At 43.8% G+C, this 17,702-nt stretch carries 16 protein-coding genes and 1 tRNA gene; 2 read left to right on the top strand and 15 right to left on the bottom strand.

Annotated features, from left to right (window positions below; translation table 11 throughout):
* The 14 genes from U9Q77_03665 to U9Q77_03600 form a co-directional block, all read right to left on the bottom strand.
* Window positions 1-446 (bottom strand): hypothetical protein (locus U9Q77_03665; GenBank protein MEA3286459.1); only part of this gene is annotated, 446 nt, incomplete at its 3' end.
* A complete protein-coding gene (gene truB / locus U9Q77_03660; GenBank protein MEA3286458.1) occupies window positions 425-1,093 on the bottom strand; it encodes a tRNA pseudouridine(55) synthase TruB in 669 nt (222 codons plus the stop codon). The genes U9Q77_03665 and truB, both read right to left, overlap by 22 nt.
* On the bottom strand, window positions 1,090-1,425 hold the full coding sequence (gene rbfA / locus U9Q77_03655; protein MEA3286457.1) for a 30S ribosome-binding factor RbfA: 336 nt from the start codon (window positions 1,423-1,425) through the stop codon (window positions 1,090-1,092). The genes truB and rbfA overlap by 4 nt, the downstream gene beginning before the upstream one ends.
* Window positions 1,426-1,450: 25 nt before the next feature.
* Window positions 1,451-3,985: a translation initiation factor IF-2 gene (infB, locus tag U9Q77_03650; GenBank protein MEA3286456.1), complete on the bottom strand. Its 2,535-nt coding sequence runs from the start codon at window positions 3,983-3,985 to the stop codon at window positions 1,451-1,453.
* Between the two features lie 89 nt (window positions 3,986-4,074).
* Window positions 4,075-5,367 (bottom strand): transcription termination factor NusA, encoded by a 1,293-nt coding sequence (nusA, locus tag U9Q77_03645; GenBank protein MEA3286455.1) that lies wholly within the window; start codon window positions 5,365-5,367, stop codon window positions 4,075-4,077.
* A 16-nt stretch (window positions 5,368-5,383) separates the two neighbouring features.
* Window positions 5,384-5,839, bottom strand: a complete 456-nt coding sequence (locus U9Q77_03640; GenBank protein ID MEA3286454.1) for a hypothetical protein — start codon at window positions 5,837-5,839, stop codon at window positions 5,384-5,386.
* A 118-nt stretch (window positions 5,840-5,957) separates the two neighbouring features.
* The gene (locus tag U9Q77_03635; protein ID MEA3286453.1) at window positions 5,958-6,626 is read right to left on the bottom strand and encodes a tetratricopeptide repeat protein; all 669 of its coding nucleotides are present in this window, start codon (window positions 6,624-6,626) and stop codon (window positions 5,958-5,960) included.
* Window positions 6,627-6,694: 68 nt separating this feature from the next.
* Window positions 6,695-6,768, bottom strand: a tRNA-Arg gene (locus tag U9Q77_03630).
* 440 nt (window positions 6,769-7,208) lie between these two features.
* On the bottom strand, window positions 7,209-7,901 hold the full coding sequence (locus U9Q77_03625; protein MEA3286452.1) for a DUF5668 domain-containing protein: 693 nt from the start codon (window positions 7,899-7,901) through the stop codon (window positions 7,209-7,211).
* A 54-nt stretch (window positions 7,902-7,955) separates the two neighbouring features.
* The gene (locus tag U9Q77_03620; protein ID MEA3286451.1) at window positions 7,956-9,053 is read right to left on the bottom strand and encodes a phosphatase PAP2 family protein; all 1,098 of its coding nucleotides are present in this window, start codon (window positions 9,051-9,053) and stop codon (window positions 7,956-7,958) included.
* Complete coding sequence (gene mtnP, locus U9Q77_03615) at window positions 9,053-9,901, bottom strand: S-methyl-5'-thioadenosine phosphorylase (GenBank protein ID MEA3286450.1); 849 nt, start codon at window positions 9,899-9,901, stop codon at window positions 9,053-9,055. Before mtnP ends, U9Q77_03620 begins: the two co-directional genes overlap by 1 nt.
* Window positions 9,902-10,355: 454 nt before the next feature.
* The gene (locus U9Q77_03610; GenBank protein MEA3286449.1) at window positions 10,356-11,816 is read right to left on the bottom strand and encodes a FapA family protein; all 1,461 of its coding nucleotides are present in this window, start codon (window positions 11,814-11,816) and stop codon (window positions 10,356-10,358) included.
* Window positions 11,816-12,310: a hypothetical protein gene (locus U9Q77_03605; GenBank protein MEA3286448.1), complete on the bottom strand. Its 495-nt coding sequence runs from the start codon at window positions 12,308-12,310 to the stop codon at window positions 11,816-11,818. The genes U9Q77_03610 and U9Q77_03605 overlap by 1 nt, the downstream gene beginning before the upstream one ends.
* 488 nt (window positions 12,311-12,798) lie before the next feature.
* Window positions 12,799-14,181, bottom strand: a complete 1,383-nt coding sequence (locus U9Q77_03600; GenBank protein MEA3286447.1) for a tyrosine phenol-lyase — start codon at window positions 14,179-14,181, stop codon at window positions 12,799-12,801.
* Window positions 14,182-14,757: 576 nt separating this feature from the next.
* Between U9Q77_03600 and U9Q77_03595 the strand changes: the two genes are divergently transcribed.
* Complete coding sequence (locus U9Q77_03595) at window positions 14,758-16,359, top strand: PAS domain S-box protein (protein ID MEA3286446.1); 1,602 nt, start codon at window positions 14,758-14,760, stop codon at window positions 16,357-16,359.
* 9 nt (window positions 16,360-16,368) lie between these two features.
* Here the strand turns inward: U9Q77_03595 and U9Q77_03590 are convergent, their stop codons facing one another.
* Complete coding sequence (locus U9Q77_03590; protein ID MEA3286445.1) at window positions 16,369-16,881, bottom strand: hypothetical protein; 513 nt, start codon at window positions 16,879-16,881, stop codon at window positions 16,369-16,371.
* A gap of 379 nt (window positions 16,882-17,260) precedes the next feature.
* Between U9Q77_03590 and U9Q77_03585 the strand changes: the two genes are divergently transcribed.
* The coding region (locus tag U9Q77_03585) for an ATP-binding cassette domain-containing protein (GenBank protein MEA3286444.1) at window positions 17,261-17,702 on the top strand (442 nt) is incomplete at its 3' end.

Raw genomic sequence — 17,702 nt, 5'->3', positions numbered from 1 at the left:
CCATTAAGCTGTCCACGCTGCTTTAGCCAATCAGCATCACCCTCACGCTGGTGACCAAAACGATGATCATAACCCACAACAACATGCTGAACGCCAAGGGCTTCTTCAAGCACTGTTCTGGCAAATTCATCTGCGGTCATGCTGGAAAAACCCTGATTAAAATCCAGAACCAGCATGATATCAACTGGTGCAGTCTTCTCGATCAAGAAAGTCCTTTCCTCGATCCCGGTGAGTAGCCGGATCGGTTGACGATCAGACTCTCTCAAAAGTTGCTGAGGATGGGGATGAAAGGTAATAATCACAGAGGGAAGCTTACGGGTGTTTGCCTCAGTGATGCACTTGCCGATCAGAGCCTGATGCCCCCGGTGAATACCGTCAAAACTCCCAATGGTCGCTACACAACCACTAAGATCAGGCAGGTCTTTCAGGCAGCGGATGATTTCCAATTTTCAATAAACTCTGGTATGCTTAACGCATCCTCTATGCGATAGTCCCCTATCGCGGTTCTCTTCAATTCTTCTACATAAGCCACTGTGCCGAGTTCACGGGCAATATCTTCAGCCAAAACCCTGATGTAGGTGCCCCTTCCACACTGCACTTTCAAATTCATGGTATTGTCCTGATAGGATAACAATTCAATACTATAGATCATCACTGTAGAGGGCTGACGCTCAACGGTTTGTCCCTTACGTGCCAACTTGTATAATGTCTTACCATTTACCTTCTTGGCTGAATACATAGGCGGGATCTGTTGAATCTCACCCTGAAATATTTCCAACACATCCACAATGGAAGTTGTTGTGAGCTCAGGCACTGATCCAGTTTCAATGATCTTTCCGGTTCGATCACCGGTATCCATGAGATGGCCCAGTTTGATCTCGGCTTCATAGGTCTTGGGCATATCCATAAATTCGTTTTGGCGTTTGGTATTCTTGCCGGTTAATACGATCAGGACACCTGTTGCAAATGGATCCAGGGTTCCGGCATGTCCCACCTTTTTGATACTGGTAGCATATCGAATCTTCCGAACCACATCAAAGCTGGTCCAATCCATGGGCTTATTGATATTGAATATATGTTCAGTACTGATCATATATCCTTCATGACCCGATTCATTCTGTCAGTGTAATCCAAAGTATCATCAATGAAGAATTTAAGTTCTGGAACATACTTCAGAGGCACTTCCCGTCCCACATGATACCTGATGCGTCCCTGGTGTTTTTCCAGGATTTTAAAACTAAATGCCACATCCTCTTCATTACCATATATGGTGAAGTAAACATAGGCCAGTTTGAGATCAGGTGCCATTTTCGCTTTGGAAACAGAGATAAACCCGGGAGTCTCATTTGCCAGGTTCTGTATCAGGAAATCAGCCACGGCGGCTCTCACAGCCTCAGCCACTCGTTCTTGTCTTGCAATTCCCATTTCCTGACTACTTCGATCCGACTATTTATTTTTTTGGACTTGAATCCAATTTGCGTTTAATAATCTCTTCTGTGTAGAACTCGATGATATCCCCCACCCGGATCTTGCTGTAATCCTTCAGCGAAATACCACATTCGTTACCTTCAATAACTTCTTTCGCCTCATCTTTGAAGCGCTTCAAAGCATTCAACTCGCCATTGAATTTGACCACACCATCCCGCACGAGACGCACCTTCGCAGAACGTCTTGCCACTCCGGAGATCACCATGGATCCGGCAATAACACCGATCCTGGGAATCTTGAACAGGTCAGTTACTTCAGCTTTCCCGATCTCATTTTCAACCACGTCAGGCTCGAGTAGGCCTTCCAGAGCTTGATAAACATCATCAACAGCAGCATAGATCACATCATAGTAACGCACTTCCACATCTTCGCTCCTGGCCAGTAGGCGGGCATTTGCGTCAATGGTAACATTAAACCCAACGATAATTGCTTTAGATGCGGCCGCCAACAGTATATCGGATTCCTTGATCATACCGATACCTCGGTGAACAATACGCACGGCTACTTCTTTGGTAGACATTTTCATAAATGAATCTGCCAGAGCTTCAATTGACCCATCCACATCACCCTTCACCAACAGGGGTACTTCTTTGACCTTACCTTCTGATATCTGACGAGAGATCTCATCCAGGGTCATATGGCGCATCCGTTTAAAATCCTGTTCCCGACGGACCAGTTGTCTTTGAGAACTGACCTCACGGGCTTCTTTATCATTTTTCATGACAACCAGATTATCACCTGCTTTGGGTACATCACTAAAACCGAGAATCTCCACCGGCGCTGATGGGCCGGCAGTTTTCAAGCGTGATCCGTGATCATCTTTTAAAGCTCGAACACGACCTGAGAAATCGCCACAGACAAAGGAATCACCAACTTTAATTTCGCCGCGGTTGATCAGGACGGTAGCAACAGCACCAATCCCTTTATCCAGACGTGATTCAACCACAATACCCCGGGCTTTCCCAGTGGGTTTGGCTTTAAGATCCAGCATTTCAGATTCAAGAACGATAGTGTCCAGAAGTTCATCCACATTGGTTCCATTTTTTGCAGAGATCTCTACATCAGGAATTTTACCACCCCAACTCTCCACCAGCATATTACGCTCAGAAAGTTCTCGACGCACGCGCTCAGCATCGGCTCCAATCTTATCGATCTTATTAATGGCAAAAATAATGGGAACGCCACCAGCCTTGGCATGGTCAATGGCTTCAATAGTCTGAGGCATCACTGCATCATCAGCAGCTACTATGATCACAACAATATCGGTGACCTGGGCTCCTCGGGCACGCATGGCTGTGAAAGCTTCGTGACCAGGTGTATCTAAAAATGTAATCGTTTTACCATCACCAACCGATACTGCATAGGCTCCGATATGCTGGGTAATACCTCCAGCTTCTCCGGCTATGACGTTTGCTTCACGGATATGATCCAGCAAAGATGTTTTACCATGATCAACGTGACCCATGATGGTCACCACAGGGGGGCGTGATTCAAGCTCAGATTCGTCCAACTCTTCCTGGGCTTCTTCCGCTTTCATAGCGGTGGCTGTTTCATCTTCCAGATCAACCTTAACCTCGAATTCTTCAGCCAATAGCTCAATGGTGTCTTTATCGATCCGTTGATTGATGGTTACCATCATCCCCATATCCATACATTTACTGATGATATCAGCAACATCAATCTCGATCAGATCAGCAAAATCATGCACAGATACAAATTCAGAGACGCGATAGACGGTATCCTCAACAGATTCTTCCTGCTTCCCGTCCCGACGACGTTTCCGCTTCCTGGTCGTATCCATGGAAGTCATGACCTTCTTGATCGAAGCATCCACCTCTTTCTGGTCAAAGGTCCGACGTTTTTTACCGCGTACTGGTCTACCTTTGGTGGGTATCCCAGTTTTTACAACATGTTTGATCTTTCGTTCAATCTTTTTAGCAATGATCTTGTCCGCAGTGGATTCTTTTGGTTTTGCAGCTTTATCTTCACCTGGTCGAAGGATGGTTGGTTTCGCTGCTTTCTTGGCAGCCTTCAATTTATCAAGATCAGACCGCTCTTTCTCAGCCTGCGCTTCAGCAAGTTTGCGAGACTCTTCTTCGATCTTTTCGCGTTTCGCTCGTTCGATAGCATCAATGCGCTCTTGCTCTGTACGACGTTTTGCATCTTCAATTTCCAAGCGGCGCTGTTCTTCGGCCTCGCGTCGTTGACGTTCCTCACTTTCGCGTGTATTGCGTTCTTCTTCGGCTTTGCGAATGCGCTCTTCTTCTTCCAGACGACGCTGATCTTCCAAGGCTTTACGATCAAGTTCCTTCTGATCCTGTTCGATCTGATACAGATCAGTTGCGAAATTTTTCATGATGACATCGTAAGTGTCCTCATCTACGGGACTCATATGATTCGCCACATCAAACCCCTGATCTTTCAGAAAACTGACTATCTCCTGATGGGATATATTGATCTGTTTCGCAATTTGATATATTCGTTTAGGTTTACTCAATCTTTCCTCTTTCCTCATCATTCCTCATACAGAACCACCTGCTCTGTAGAAAAGCACACTCCCACCGGTTCATATCAATGGCAGATCGTTTATTCATCACCCGCAGATTCACTGTCAATTTCAATCACTTCTTCGATCACTTCAACTTTGACCTCTACTTTTTCCATCAGTGCTGTCATGAAATCATCAAGCGATTTTTCACCCAGCCCCTTCAAAGTAAGTAAGGTCTCTCTGGTGGTGTTAACTATTTCATTTACAGTATCGATCCCGTTTTCAGAGAGGATTGCAACCACTCTTTTAGGTAAACCGTCAACTTCTTCTAAAAATACCTCAACCTCTACCGGCTCCTCAACTTCACTACGGGACTTGGCATCGATCTCAAATCCAGTGACCTTGGAAGCCAAACGGACATTCTGACCATTTTTTCCAATGGCAATTGAAATATCTTCATCTTCAAAAAGAGCCAGAGCTCTTTGTTTTTCATAATCGATCTTAACCCGATATGGTTTGGCCGGTGACAGGGCACGGGTCACCAGTAATTGGGGCTCAGATGTATAGTTAATAATATCGATCTTCTCGCCATTTAATTCGCGTACGATAACTTGAATTCGACTACCCTTCATTCCCACACAGGCACCAACAGCATCAATTCGTTTATCATGGGATTCAACAATGATCTTGGTACGATCGCCAGGCTCTCGTTGCAGGGTTCTAATATCAATAATACCATCTTCGATCTCAGGCACTTCGTTATTGAACAACTTTTCCAAAAAAGCCGGATCTGCTCGTGAAATTATAATATCCGGACCGCGTTTTTCTGAACGAACCTCTTTAATGATAGCCCGCACACTGTCACCACGACGGTAACGCTCGCTGTATATCTGTTCCTCACGAGGCATTTTGAGCTCGGCTTTATCGATATTTACAAAAAGAGCATCTCTGCGGATCTGATGGATCTCACCAATGATGATCTCCCCCACCCGACTGGAATAATCACGATAGATCTGATCTCGTTCAAATTCCTGGATTTTTTGAGCCATGACATGACGGGCAAAGGTAATCAGGCGACGACCAAAGGTTTCCGGATCGACCACATCGATAAAGGGATCACCAATTTCTAGATCAGGAGCAATTTCCTGGGCAGTTTTAAGATCCACCTCAAAATCAGGGTCATCCACAACCTCAACGACTTCTTTTTCCTGATAGATCTCTATCTCACCCTTATCCATATTGACGATCACATCGAAATTGTCAACATTGCCATATTTCTTCTGGATCAAGGCCTCAAAGATCTCTTTAATGATATCAGCCAACTCCTTGCGGTCAATATCCTTCTCTTTGGCAAGCTGTATAAATGATTCTATAATAATTTTACTAATCAAGGGGTCAATCCTCCTTTTACCAACGCATTTTCACTTTGCCCTGAACGACATCTGCCAGGCTCAAAGACACTTCCTCATCATCAACTTTGATGATCAGAGTATCAGCCGTGGCCGAAATGATCTCGCCTTCCAGGGGATTTTGCACCGTTTCAGACCGGTGTTCGATATTTATGGGATGCCCGACCAATCGACGAAAATGGCGAGCAGCTCTAACAGGATAATTTGCACCGGGAGACGTAACTTCAACAGAAACCTGCTCAATATCCAGGCCGGGGAGTGTTAAATTTTGATGGATGGATCGATTGACACGCGCCAATTGGTCAATGGTAATACCGGAATCACTATCACACTTCACGATCAGCTGATGCCCCCGGCGTGATGTATTCATTTTTACATCAACCAGGAAAATATCTTCAGCATCTCCGAAGCAATGCTCTATTCCAGCTCTTAATTCTTCATTGTCCCAATTCACTTTGTCTCTTCATACCTCTAACAAATCCTTTTACAAAAAAACAAAGTGGGTTCATCAACCCACTTTGCGGGCGGAATGTATTCGGGGGCGGCACTGTTTGCAAGTCCAATAATTGCAATTATTTCTCCAGCACTTCGCCTTCTAAATATTTGACATACTCTTTAAATTTTCCGGTTGGTTCTTCATCCAGCAGAGCGGAAACCACAACCCCGGCCTGTTGTGCATCACCGGCAGCCAGATAGGTATATCCCGACTGAAGTTTTGCATAGCGGGAAACTGTTCCGGCATCCATCTCAGCCACCTGGCCATAGAGTATTGCAGCATCACTGAAATTCTTTCCTCTTTCGTTCAGGTACGCCAATTTTAGCATTCCGGCGATCTTTGTCTGCTTGTCAGAACTTTTGGTCAATTGCGTAAACAAGTCTCTGGCACCAGCATGATCACCTCTGTCCATCCGGGCAATGGCCAATTGGAAGGTGGCCTGATTAGTATTGGAATTGTTGCCATATTCAGTTACGACTCTTTCCAACTCAGCCATGACGTTATCATCAAGATCTTGGCTCGCTGCCAGCGTTACTTTTGTATTTTCCAACATGGCTGTATTTTTTGCAGTTTCACGACTATTCATCCATCCCCAGGCCAACAACAGGATAACGGTCAGCGCTACAACTCCTGTAATGATCTGCTTATTGTATTCCTCGTAGATCTCTTTTCCTTTTTCAAGTGAGTCTAATAATGGATCGTGTTTTAATTCTTTTTTGGTAAATTTCTTTTTTGGTGTTAACATTGGATATTAGATCCCTTCACAATTACTATTATCAATATCTTCCCTGCAAGTTCAGCCAGGGCTTCATGTACCCCTGAGGTGATTCGAACACCTGGCCTACGCTTTAGGAAAGCGTTGCTCTATCCTGCTGAGCTACAGGGGCGTTATTCGGAATCTCCAAGACAGCCACAACCACCTCGATGCGTTTAAGCAGGTCGATTCCTCTATTCAATATTTTCCAGGCTCTGTTCTTCTGTCTCCCGCCTCAATTACGCCTGGGCTGAGCGAACGATGCCGTGGCTATCCTAACAGATGTTTCAACATTTGCAGTATAAAAAAGCACGCCAATATAAACGGGCATCCAAGGCCACCAAAGGGATTTACAGAGTTTCCGTGAATTGATTGGATTGTTGTTTCAATTACTCCTCTATCCGTTCCATGGACGCTCGGGGTACTTGGTATGTTCTACGGATATTGAGGGAGCCTTGGTATGTTCTACAGACACTTGAGGTCTGGAATACTTTGTCAATAATGTACCAATTGAAAGAGGTCATCCAAATTGGATGACCTCTGCAAGAAATCAGTTTTACGCCAATTAATGGTTCAGGTCTTTATCTCCAGACCCCCGAAAGCAACGGTGCAATTCAGAGTCACATTGATGGAACTCTCACTACTTCCCTTGGTTTTATCCTCAATACTCCCAAAAATTGGGGTCCCGGAAATGATCACATTCCAATTCTCGGGGACAATGATCTCGGTACCACCAAAGAGGGCTGTAGCATTAATGATACAGCCAGTCTCAACTGCTTTGGCTTTACGCAGGTCCAGATCAACACCACCAAAAAGAGCCGTGATATTGGCGCCCTTAAAATTGTCTGACTGCACAGCCTTTTCCACGCCACCGAAAATGGCAGAAGCCTGCACAAATTCGTTGTCACTATGAGATATCCCCGAAAATGTGAGTCCTGGTTTTCCCTGAGATTTCAGGAGCATAGAGACACCAACATACAGAATTGCCAGTGGCCACAACTTGAAGATACTCCCCCAATTAATAATATCCATCGTGGCAGATAAAAGGATTAAACCGATGATGAAAAGTATAGCCCCATTCCGACGATCATCATTTCTAATCTTCGAAAATCCAGCAATGATCAATATCAACGGCCACCATTTCCCGACAAAACCGCCAAGATGCATGACGTCAAGACTTTGTAACAGGAAAATGGCTCCAATGATGATAACACCAATGGCCATCCAGGATTGTTGATTACTTTTTCCAGGTAACTTTTCAGTCATACTATTCGACTCCTATATTTTTCCGATTGTGCTTTATAATACAAAATTGTTTGGCTAGCCCAAAGGCATTTTAAAGAATATTCTAAAATTAGCGGTATTTGCAGGAGATTCATCAAAACGCGCCAATTCATAGCGGGTAATACTCCAGGCAATCAGGGAACCAGCCACTCCTCCGATGACAATGTCAGAACAGTAATGCATATCACCGGCAACCCGCAAATAAGCCGTTAGTCCTGCTGCTGAAATAAGACTGGACCAGATCAACCCGCTCCTTTCCGGATATGAATCACTGAGCAGCATGGCATTGGTCACAGCCTGGGAAAAGGCAATACTGCTGTGACCACTGAAAAATGAGGCATAATCCACCGCCCCCCTGGGTTGACTGGTACCAAAATAATGGTAGGGGCGTTCTCTGGCAGTCGTAATCTTAGCCAGGTTTGTGATCATGCTGTTGATGGCAAACACTTCCATATTGATGAGAGCAGCCAATTCGGTCTTCTGGGCAGCAACTGGTCCCCAAACCAGGCTGGAAAGTGATACGCCATAGATCAAACGGTCACTCCATACCCTGGCTTGGTTCTGACGAGATTGTCCCCAGTAAAGCTTGTTTCGAAGCTGAGTATCCAGACGATTGGGAGCACTGAACCGGGGTTCCATGGGCATGAAATGATCTTTCGCGTACAATTCGATACCGACTGCAAGCCCTACACCGATGGCTCCTCGAAGCAGTTCTTGCCGACTCGGTTTAACCTGACCTACCGCTTCCAGGCTCATTAAGCCAGCTATCAGGATAACCACTCCCCTGAACCATGGTCTGTAGCCTTTAAGTTTAGATATTACCCCAGCTGATGTTCGTCGCAATATTCTGTTTTCGAATATTCTCCTCGAGAGGCTAATATTCCTCGACTCCGCTCGGGATGACGGACATTGGCTTCGTGCGACTATCTGCCGCCAGTTTAATAGCCAGTGATTCAAATTCTTTACCCCTGATCTTCCGAAATGTGGGTGACTCCCGGAATGGATAATCAGACGCGCTAAATGCCGACCGGCATGTTCCATCATCTGTAGTAACGATATCCGGAATTCCTTGATCATCAAGCGATCGACCTCAACCATCTGTTTACTATCAATTGTAGGAAGTAGATATCTCATTATTTGAGTAAAACATCCATCATTTTTCTTGATTCACCCTCAAGTTGAAGCGGATCGAACATCATTGCATCCTCAAGCGCCTTGTGGCAAGTGCAAGAAAGATTATGGTCATGATATTCGATGAAATGTCGCAGCAATGTGTGTGCACTTTCAAGACTTTCACCATAACGTCTGAGCAATTGCTTTACGGTGACATACTCCCCAGGATCATCCATCCAGCAATCATAGTCAGTTGGAATCGCTATGGTTGCGTAACACATCTGAGCTTCCCGAGCCAGAAAGACTTCTGGAATATTGGTCATACCCACCAGATCGCAACCGGCGGCACCTCTAAGAAAAAAACTTTCAGCCCGTGTACCCAGTCTCGGTCCATCTACACAGCCATAGGTTTTTCCAGTATGGATCATAAGTCCGAGCTGGTTCCCTGAATCAGCGATCTGTTGGCGCAGTGTGTTACAAACTGGTTCGGCAGATGATATATGAGCCACCAGACCATGACCAAAAAAAGTTTTTTCCCGATCACCTCTCACAAAGTCGAAATATTGATCTGGTAGTACAAACTCACCGGGCTTGATCTCCTCGCGTAGGCTGCCTGTGGCTGAAAAAGAGATGACCCGCTTGACTCCAACTGATTTAAAAGCCCAGATATTTGCCCGATAGTTAATCTCTGAGGGTAAAAATTCGTGCCGGCGACCGTGACGTGGCAAAAAGACCAGATCAGTATCGCCAATCCGTCCAAATATCAGATCTGCCGATGGTTTTCCAAAAGGAGTCTTAATCGATCTTGTTTCGAGCACATCAAGCCATTCCACATTATATAATCCAGTGCCTCCAATAATTCCCAGCATAAACACAACCCCTGTTCTCTATGACAAAATCAAAGACTTCCAGTCTGATCAAACCTTAATCTAAGCCTGAAACAGATCAGTGATAGGAATTTTCCATCTCTATCCAAAACGATGACCTTATTACCAAAGATCAGCGTTATCGTGAAGACACATACGCAAGTGTTGGTCAGTCAGGAATTGTTAATAAACCCAGCTTTGCCTGAAATCTATTCGCACAAAAATTTCCCTGAAACCACAAATTTCCGTTAACCCAAATGGAAGGCGTAATCCCCCCCGGTGAACGTTTGCTTTGCTGCAGATCTGAAATGTTGATGATCTTGAATAGGATGGCTGGAAAGTCAGCGCCGATCTGCGCTATTTCATTGAGTACCCGGTTGCTACAACTGCATCCATGCCGGACAGAACATTGAAATCCTGTAAGTACCATAACTTTGTTTTCTCAGCCATGATCTGCCTATGCTCCGTGTTTTTTTAAAGGATTAAATACCAGCTTTCTTGTTTCAGGATCCAACGTAACAGTCACACTTGACATGGATCTGTCAAGAATCCTGCTGTCAGCAGGTCCAATTAGGCGAGTGCCTGCCTCTAGCTTCCCGACAACAGTGAGACAGGGTTCGCTAAAAGAATCGATCAAGCTGGTATTGTAAGCCAGTTCAGCTCGTTCCTGTTTGACCGTTTTCTCAATATTGGTCAAGTCTTTGTAACCGTTTTTAAATATTCCGAAGTTTTCCTGCATGGTGGTTATATAGCGTTTAAGGACATTTCCCACCATGGTATTACTTTGACCTTCACTTTTTAGTCGTTGCAGGATCAGCATGCTTTTTTGACGTAATTGTTCAAGATGTGCTTTCTGACTTTCAAGGGCGAGGTGCTTATCATGGTGTTTTCTGCTGTGTGACAGGTGAGTCTGCTTAAATTTTGTGATGAACGGATCTTCAACAGCATCGGGACCAAATTTTATCACACAGTCCCTAACGATGTTGTAGGAAATCAACTTATTGCCAACTGCAATTGTAGAATCAGCAATTCGAGGACATACCAAAGTATCCATCACAGTTATATTCGCATGATCTATGATCCGCGAGACAATCAATTTTGAACCTACCCAAACTCGGAAATTCTTAACAATGGGCGTATGGATGTTCTGCTCCGCCTTGATATCACCCTCATCACCTTGCAGGAGGTTATCAAGTCCCTGCTGACAATCAAGATCACCTCCACACCGAATGGTTGCAGATCTGATCAACCCTCTGACGATGAGAGTGGCCGGGCTGGAAATGTTCGCCCCTCCACTAATATCACCATGAACCAACAGGGCGTGTTCTGAATCAATATTTCCGTGAAGTTTCCCAATGCTGTCGTACTGTTCAAATGGATATACGGATACTTTCCCCCGGGTTGTGATCTGGGCGACCCCATCAACGGAAGCAGTGATTACATTTCCCACCGAATTGGGCATGACATTCACACCACAAAAGTGATGAATTTCTGTCTTCCCGGCATCACTCAAAACATCTTGAGTTCCATCAGGTCTAAGACGAATGCGTTTCGAAGAGGATGTCAGTGTTAACAAACGATCACCCTCCATTACCATTCCTGACAGCTCCTGATTATGTAAACTGGTTAATAATTTGTATGGATCAACACCCTCAACTTCCAATTCAGATGAAAAGTCAACTTTATACTTAACCAGTTCAACCCTGATCTTGCTGGTGGCGACTGGAAGTTGTCCTTGATACCCCTGGGCAAGCTTTTGAATATTGTCTGGAAGTAAACCGTGTTTATACCCTTTGTTCTCGAGGACTTTATAAATTTCAGCTGAACTGGCGGAACCCTGGGTGATCCCTCCTAAAATGAATTCACCATTTTTCAATACTGAAAGGGATAGTTGTCCCTCTGCAAGTGGGATATTCATCAGTTTATGATCTTCTCTGCGATTCTGGATAGATTGATCAAAATTCGTTCGTACGAATTAATAAACTCTGTATGCTCTTCAGTATAGAGGATAAACCCTCCTGATTGCTCGATCTCATGATCCGACAAAAGCGTTTTCTCGATAGTGGAATATATGTTCTCCAGGCTGGAACTGCGTTTGATTAAATAACTGCCTGGCACATCCTTGGGCATATTTTCACCAGCGAAGGGTGAATCGTCACAAATATAATAGGTCGGTATCTCCGGATGACGATTTCGCTTCAGGATAGCATCTATTTCCATGACCATATCATCATAGCGGATAGTAGTTATCTCCGTATTGGCGAATATCATCCCGACATTTCCAGTTGCGACAAAGCGCCGAACATCATTTTTCCGGGTAACCAGATCAAATGGAATATCCAGGATATGAGCAAGACTTCTCACACTTCTGGCCAGAGAACTATCTCGATCGATGAATAGAATTAATTTCATACAGCATGTATAATAGCAAGTCGTGTTATGATTTCAAGGCGATACTTTGAAAAATACGGGGAATTCCACAGGTCGCATGAATTCCTTTAATTATTGTCTGTCCATAAATTATACCATTTGTACTTCAGAGGGCGCGCATAGGTTCAAAATATTTTACTGTTCTGTAAGCTTAAAATTTTACGCATAGCGGTAGCTATGGTTATAATTTTAAGTGAAGCAGAACTGTAAAAGATGAAGAAGATAACGCGCAGTTTGAAGTATAAATGGTATTAGGTGCGAAGCAGATGCACCTACAGCTTTCCATAATGAATTTGACGAATGCTACGAAAAAGCATTAATACCTTCATGCATTTCGTTTGCTTCGTTGTAGAAAAAGAGTTTATAGACGAACACTAACTAATCAGTCGGATATTAAGGGAAATTAATTTAAATGAAGCCGCCCGTGCTATAACACGAGCGGCTTCATTTTTTAATCGATGTGTCTTATTCTATGATATTGGTTCAAACCTGGCCTGGAAAAATCTCAAATATTCCGGCTCATAGGTGAATTGTAAACCAGTGATCTCATTTCGACGATCATATACATCGGCTATGGACTCAGCGACCACATCCATGTGAGCCTGAGTATAGACCCGACGTGGCAGTGTGAGCCGTACCAGCTCCAGATTAGGACGATTGTGATCACCTGTTTCCTTATTACGACCAGCGGAAACAATCCCACGCTCCATACTGCGAACACCGCTCTCGATGTAGATCTCTGCAGCCAGAGTCTGGGCTGGAAAAACATCCTGAGTGAGATGCGGCAGAAATTTCTTGGCATCTAGAAAAACACCATGGCTACCAATGGGTTTCACAATGGGAACCCCGAATTCCATCAGCTTTTTGCCCAGGTATTGGGTCTGCCCCACTCTTGAACGCATGTGATCATCCTGGACTGATTCAGTAATACCAATGGCTAAAGCCTCCATGTCCCGACCTGCCATGCCTCCATAGGTATGAAGGCCCTCAAAGACCACAACCATATTTTGTGCCTGGCGATAGGCTTCTTCATCATTGGTCGCCAAAAACCCACCAATATTGACCAGTGGATCCTTTTTAGCACTCATGGTGGCATGATCAGTCAGGGCGCAGATCTCAAAAACGATCTCTCTAACACTTCTATCGGCATAACCAGCTTCACGTTCTTTTATGTACCAGGCGTTCTCAGCAACACGGGTCATATCATGTACAATGTCAATACCATGCTTATTGGTCAGCTCGCGCAAAGCTTTAATATTTTCCAAAGCAATTGGTTGCCCGCCTGCCATATTGACAGCTGTGGCAATACACACGTATGGAATATTTTCAGCACCGACCTTTTCTATCAGATCTGTTAATTTTTGCAGATCGACATTACCCTTAAATGGATGATCGCTTTCAGTATCATGAGCGTCATCTATGATCACATCAACAAAGGTTCCACCTGCCATCTCCTGATGTAGTCGGGTTGTAGTGAAATACATATTCCCGGGAATGAAATCGCCATCCTTGATCAGTATCTGAGACAATATGTGCTCTGCCCCGCGTCCCTGGTGGGTGGGAATGACATATTTATAGGAATAGTATTCCTGGATAGTCTGTTCAAGATGATAAAAATTTCTGCTGCCAGCATACGACTCGTCACCAAGCATCATGCCAGCCCATTGCCGATCACTCATAGCATTTGTGCCACTATCAGTTAAAAGATCGATATAAACGTCATCAGACCTCAATAAAAAAGTGTTGTAACCGGCTTCTTCAATGGCTTTGATACGATCATTTCGGGAAGTCATGGTCAGATGTTCGACCATTTTAATTTTCCAGGGTTCAGCCCAAGATTTTCTGTGTGTCATTTAATTTCTCCAAGATTTATGATAATTATTGATCTATTTTCATACACAAACAAACACTGTCCTTTACAGGGTGAATAAAAGTTATAAACTATCCTCATCCAAGTTTATATACGCTTACAACTCTCTCGAGCTGATCCGGTTTGAATTCAACAAATTCAATCCTAGAATACATCCCTGCTCAAGCAATAAACGTTCCATCACAAAATAGTCACAATAATTGTTTCTCTTTTATGAGCTACAGGTTATGTTTCCTTATGATAATATTGATAATTCATTGCAGTATTACACCTTTTAGATAGTGAAACGAGGATAATGATCATGCACGAAGCATCGCGTCAAATTCTATTTTATGGGGACACTCTCTTTTCTAAAGGCTCTTCTCAAAATAAAATTGGGCAAGTGTTAGAAGCTTATGACGTCCATTTCAAAAAATCTTCTCATAAAATTGATGCATCATTTTTGGAATCCTTTGAATTCATTTTTCTCGAGCACAAAACCCGAAGTGGACACCTCGCTACATTTTTTGAACTACTTCCAGCCTGTCCAATTATAATCGTTATACCTCAAAGATCGGAAATGCTTCTGGCTAGTGCCCTTAATTTCCCGATCCATGATTTCCTCATTGCAGACGATTCTGATAATTATCTGGATCTGCTTCAAGCTGTGGTGCAACGTGGGATGAACCGGTTCATTTCCAAAAGTGACCTGACTGAGACAGACCAGGAAACAGAACATAAACCCTATTTTGATCAGGAACAATCCCATACCGATTTTAAACAATTATATTCTCTGCTACGCTCGCTGACTGATACGGTTCCTGACATGATCTGGGCTAAGGATCTTGAAAATCGCTATATTTTCACAAATTCTGCGACCTGTAAAAATCTTTTAAATGCTGTCAGCACTCTGGAACCGTTGAATAAAGATGTCATGTACTTTGTTAATCGTGAACGAGCTGCCCATCCTGAAGATCCACAGTGGTTTACGTTTGGTGAGAAGTGTCCTGATTCAGATAGAATTACTATTGAGGAAGGAAAACTTTGTCAATTTAAAGAATATGGCAATGTCTTCGGAAGCAATCTTGTTCTGGATATCTATAAAGCCCCCATTTACGATGATAAGAACCAACTTATCGGCACCGTAGGCAGTGCCAGAGATATTACATTACTCGAAGAAACCAAGGAACGCTATCTTAAGCTTTTCGAATACTCACCAGATCCTGTTGTGGTCCATATTGATGGAGCTATCATCACTGCCAATCAGGCTGCTGCGGCGTTTCTGGGAGCGGAAAATCGCGAAGATTATTATGGAGCCAATGTTTTTAACTTTATCCATAAAGACTATCGTAAGCAATCCATTGAAAGATTGAAAGATGCTGCCAATTCTGAACGTCCCAATGAACTGATCGAGGAAAAATATGTGACCCTTGATGGCAGTATCCGGGATGTTGAAGCCATATCTGTACCCATCACCTATGGCAACAAAAAAGCCTGGATGGCAACATTCCGGGATATTACGGAGCGAAAAAAGAGTGAGACTGATCTACAGCGATCATTGAAAGAGAAAAATGCCCTCCTCCGGGAGATCCATCACCGGACTAGAAATAATATGCAAGTGATCATCGCCATCATCAATCTTAGATCCCGAGAGATCTCAGATCCTCGATCAAAAGTATTATTCAAAGAAGTAAGTGACCGAATCACGGCCATGAGCCTGGTCCATGATCGACTCTATGAATCTAATGATCTGTCTGCTATTGATTTTACCGCTTACTTGACCCACCTCTCAACCTATATAAAGCTAAACCATACAAATGTATCCGAGCGTGTTTCCATCGAAATAGGTGGCGATACCGCTATAGTTTCCATTGACCAAGCCGTGCCATTGGGACTGGTGATCAATGAAATTTTGACAAATGCTTATAAATATGCTTTTCCTGATAAGCAAACCGGATCGATCAATATTGTGCTTACCCATGAAGCTAAACAGGGATTAAGAGTCTCCATCACAGACAACGGAATTGGTTTACCCCTCGATGCCTTTAACGATTCCTTGAGTACAGTTATTCTATCGACCCTGGTGAAGGATCAACTTGGAGGAAGTCTGGAGTATGTGAATGACGGGGGTACACGATTTACCATTCATATCCCAGACGTGGAAATCAAGCGCAGGATCTAATTCTGCTTATTATATGGTCATTTCGTTAACTGTTAAGACGGGAAATGGGATGGTGACTGAATCCTGATCCAGATGCAGCATATAGATATCATGAGTATTTACCAATTGACGTTTCAAGCTTTGACCCGTAAAGTACTGTACATTCTCTGTACCGACATCAAGAATGATACAAGCGATCCTGGTACCATCATTCAATTCAATAGCGTCAATCAACTTTTCATTATTTTTCCCCTTTAATAGGGCGAAGAGATTTACATTTAGATTGGTCTCAAGGATTTGAATCTCTGTACGGGGAATGACTTGAACTGATTCATCCAGGGGATTCTCAAACACCAGATAAGCACCATCTGCATTGATCAAACGTCCATTGATCTCTTCCTGGTCATGTTGAATTATATTTATTTCTAGTCCAGTTGATGTCGTACCTAATTCTGCCTTTACACCATAAGTTTTTGCAAAGATGGAAGAGATGCTTAAGGCAATGATGATGGTCAGGATCAGGGTTTTAAAAGATTTTTGCATCTCAGCTTCCTCTCAAAGACCTTTAGTGGTCTGAACTGGAAGCATTATAGTGCTTGAGCCAGATTGCCTCAATCAGGGCAATCCTGATGTTGCTGAGGAAAATCCCTAGCTATGGCTGCCCGACAACCCTAGCCCGCATATTTTTTGAAGGAATGCAAACTTACTGGTTCTTTCCATTTTTTTCCTCGTCGGAAAGATAAACCTGTCCTCAAAAGCTCTGCGGGAGCTTCCCGCACGATCTCTTCGCTACACTCAGATTCAATTAAACATGAACATGTATGAACTGATATTTTTGATTCATGCCTTTAAAAGTTATATTCGCAGGTTTTTAGCATACTCGTTCGATTTGTAATGATATTTATGTAAATAGGGATGAATAATGGCAAACGTAACGCTCACAGATATTCGTAAATCATTTGGAACTACCGAGATTCTGCACGGCATCAACCTGGAAATCCATGATGGTGAGTTCCTGGTGCTGGTAGGACCATCCGGTTGTGGAAAATCAACCCTGCTCAGACTGGTGGCTGGTCTGGAAGAGACGACTGCAGGTGATATCTTCATTGGAGAAAAGCAGGTAACGGATGTAGAACCCAAGAACCGTGACATTGCCATGGTGTTTCAGAACTACGCCCTCTACCCTCACATGAATGTTTATGACAACATGGGCTTTGGTCTCAAGCTTAAAAAGATCCCTGCAGCTGAGATCAAGGAGCGCGTGACCAATGCATCTGAGATCCTGGGTATCACGGAGTATCTGGACCGTCGGCCAAAAGAACTCTCCGGTGGTCAGCGTCAGCGGGTGGCTGTGGGTCGTGCAA

It is taken from the genome of Candidatus Neomarinimicrobiota bacterium (genome assembly GCA_034716895.1).
Classification (GTDB): domain Bacteria; phylum Fidelibacterota; class UBA8477; order UBA8477; family JABMPR01; genus JABMPR01.
The sequence above is the reverse complement of the archived record's forward strand: the minus strand, read 5'-3'. Positions and strand labels throughout refer to the sequence as shown.

What these genes read in the sequence shown, in the direction of transcription:
- U9Q77_03625 (MEA3286452.1), bottom strand. Translation starts at nt 7,901, where the DNA reads ATGACTGAAAAGTTACCTGGAAAAAGTAATCAACAATCCTGGATGGCC.
- U9Q77_03620 (MEA3286451.1), bottom strand. Translation starts at nt 9,053, where the DNA reads ATGAGATATCTACTTCCTACAATTGATAGTAAACAGATGGTTGAGGTC.
- truB (MEA3286458.1), bottom strand. Translation starts at nt 1,093, where the DNA reads ATGATCAGTACTGAACATATATTCAATATCAATAAGCCCATGGATTGG.
- mtnP (MEA3286450.1), bottom strand. Translation starts at nt 9,901, where the DNA reads ATGCTGGGAATTATTGGAGGCACTGGATTATATAATGTGGAATGGCTT.
- U9Q77_03600 (MEA3286447.1), bottom strand. Translation starts at nt 14,181, where the DNA reads ATGACACACAGAAAATCTTGGGCTGAACCCTGGAAAATTAAAATGGTC.
- U9Q77_03590 (MEA3286445.1), bottom strand. Translation starts at nt 16,881, where the DNA reads ATGCAAAAATCTTTTAAAACCCTGATCCTGACCATCATCATTGCCTTA.
- U9Q77_03635 (MEA3286453.1), bottom strand. Translation starts at nt 6,626, where the DNA reads ATGTTAACACCAAAAAAGAAATTTACCAAAAAAGAATTAAAACACGAT.
- U9Q77_03605 (MEA3286448.1), bottom strand. Translation starts at nt 12,310, where the DNA reads ATGAAATTAATTCTATTCATCGATCGAGATAGTTCTCTGGCCAGAAGT.
- U9Q77_03595 (MEA3286446.1), top strand. Translation starts at nt 14,758, where the DNA reads ATGCTTCTGGCTAGTGCCCTTAATTTCCCGATCCATGATTTCCTCATT.
- rbfA (MEA3286457.1), bottom strand. Translation starts at nt 1,425, where the DNA reads ATGGGAATTGCAAGACAAGAACGAGTGGCTGAGGCTGTGAGAGCCGCC.
- U9Q77_03610 (MEA3286449.1), bottom strand. Translation starts at nt 11,816, where the DNA reads ATGAATATCCCACTTGCAGAGGGACAACTATCCCTTTCAGTATTGAAA.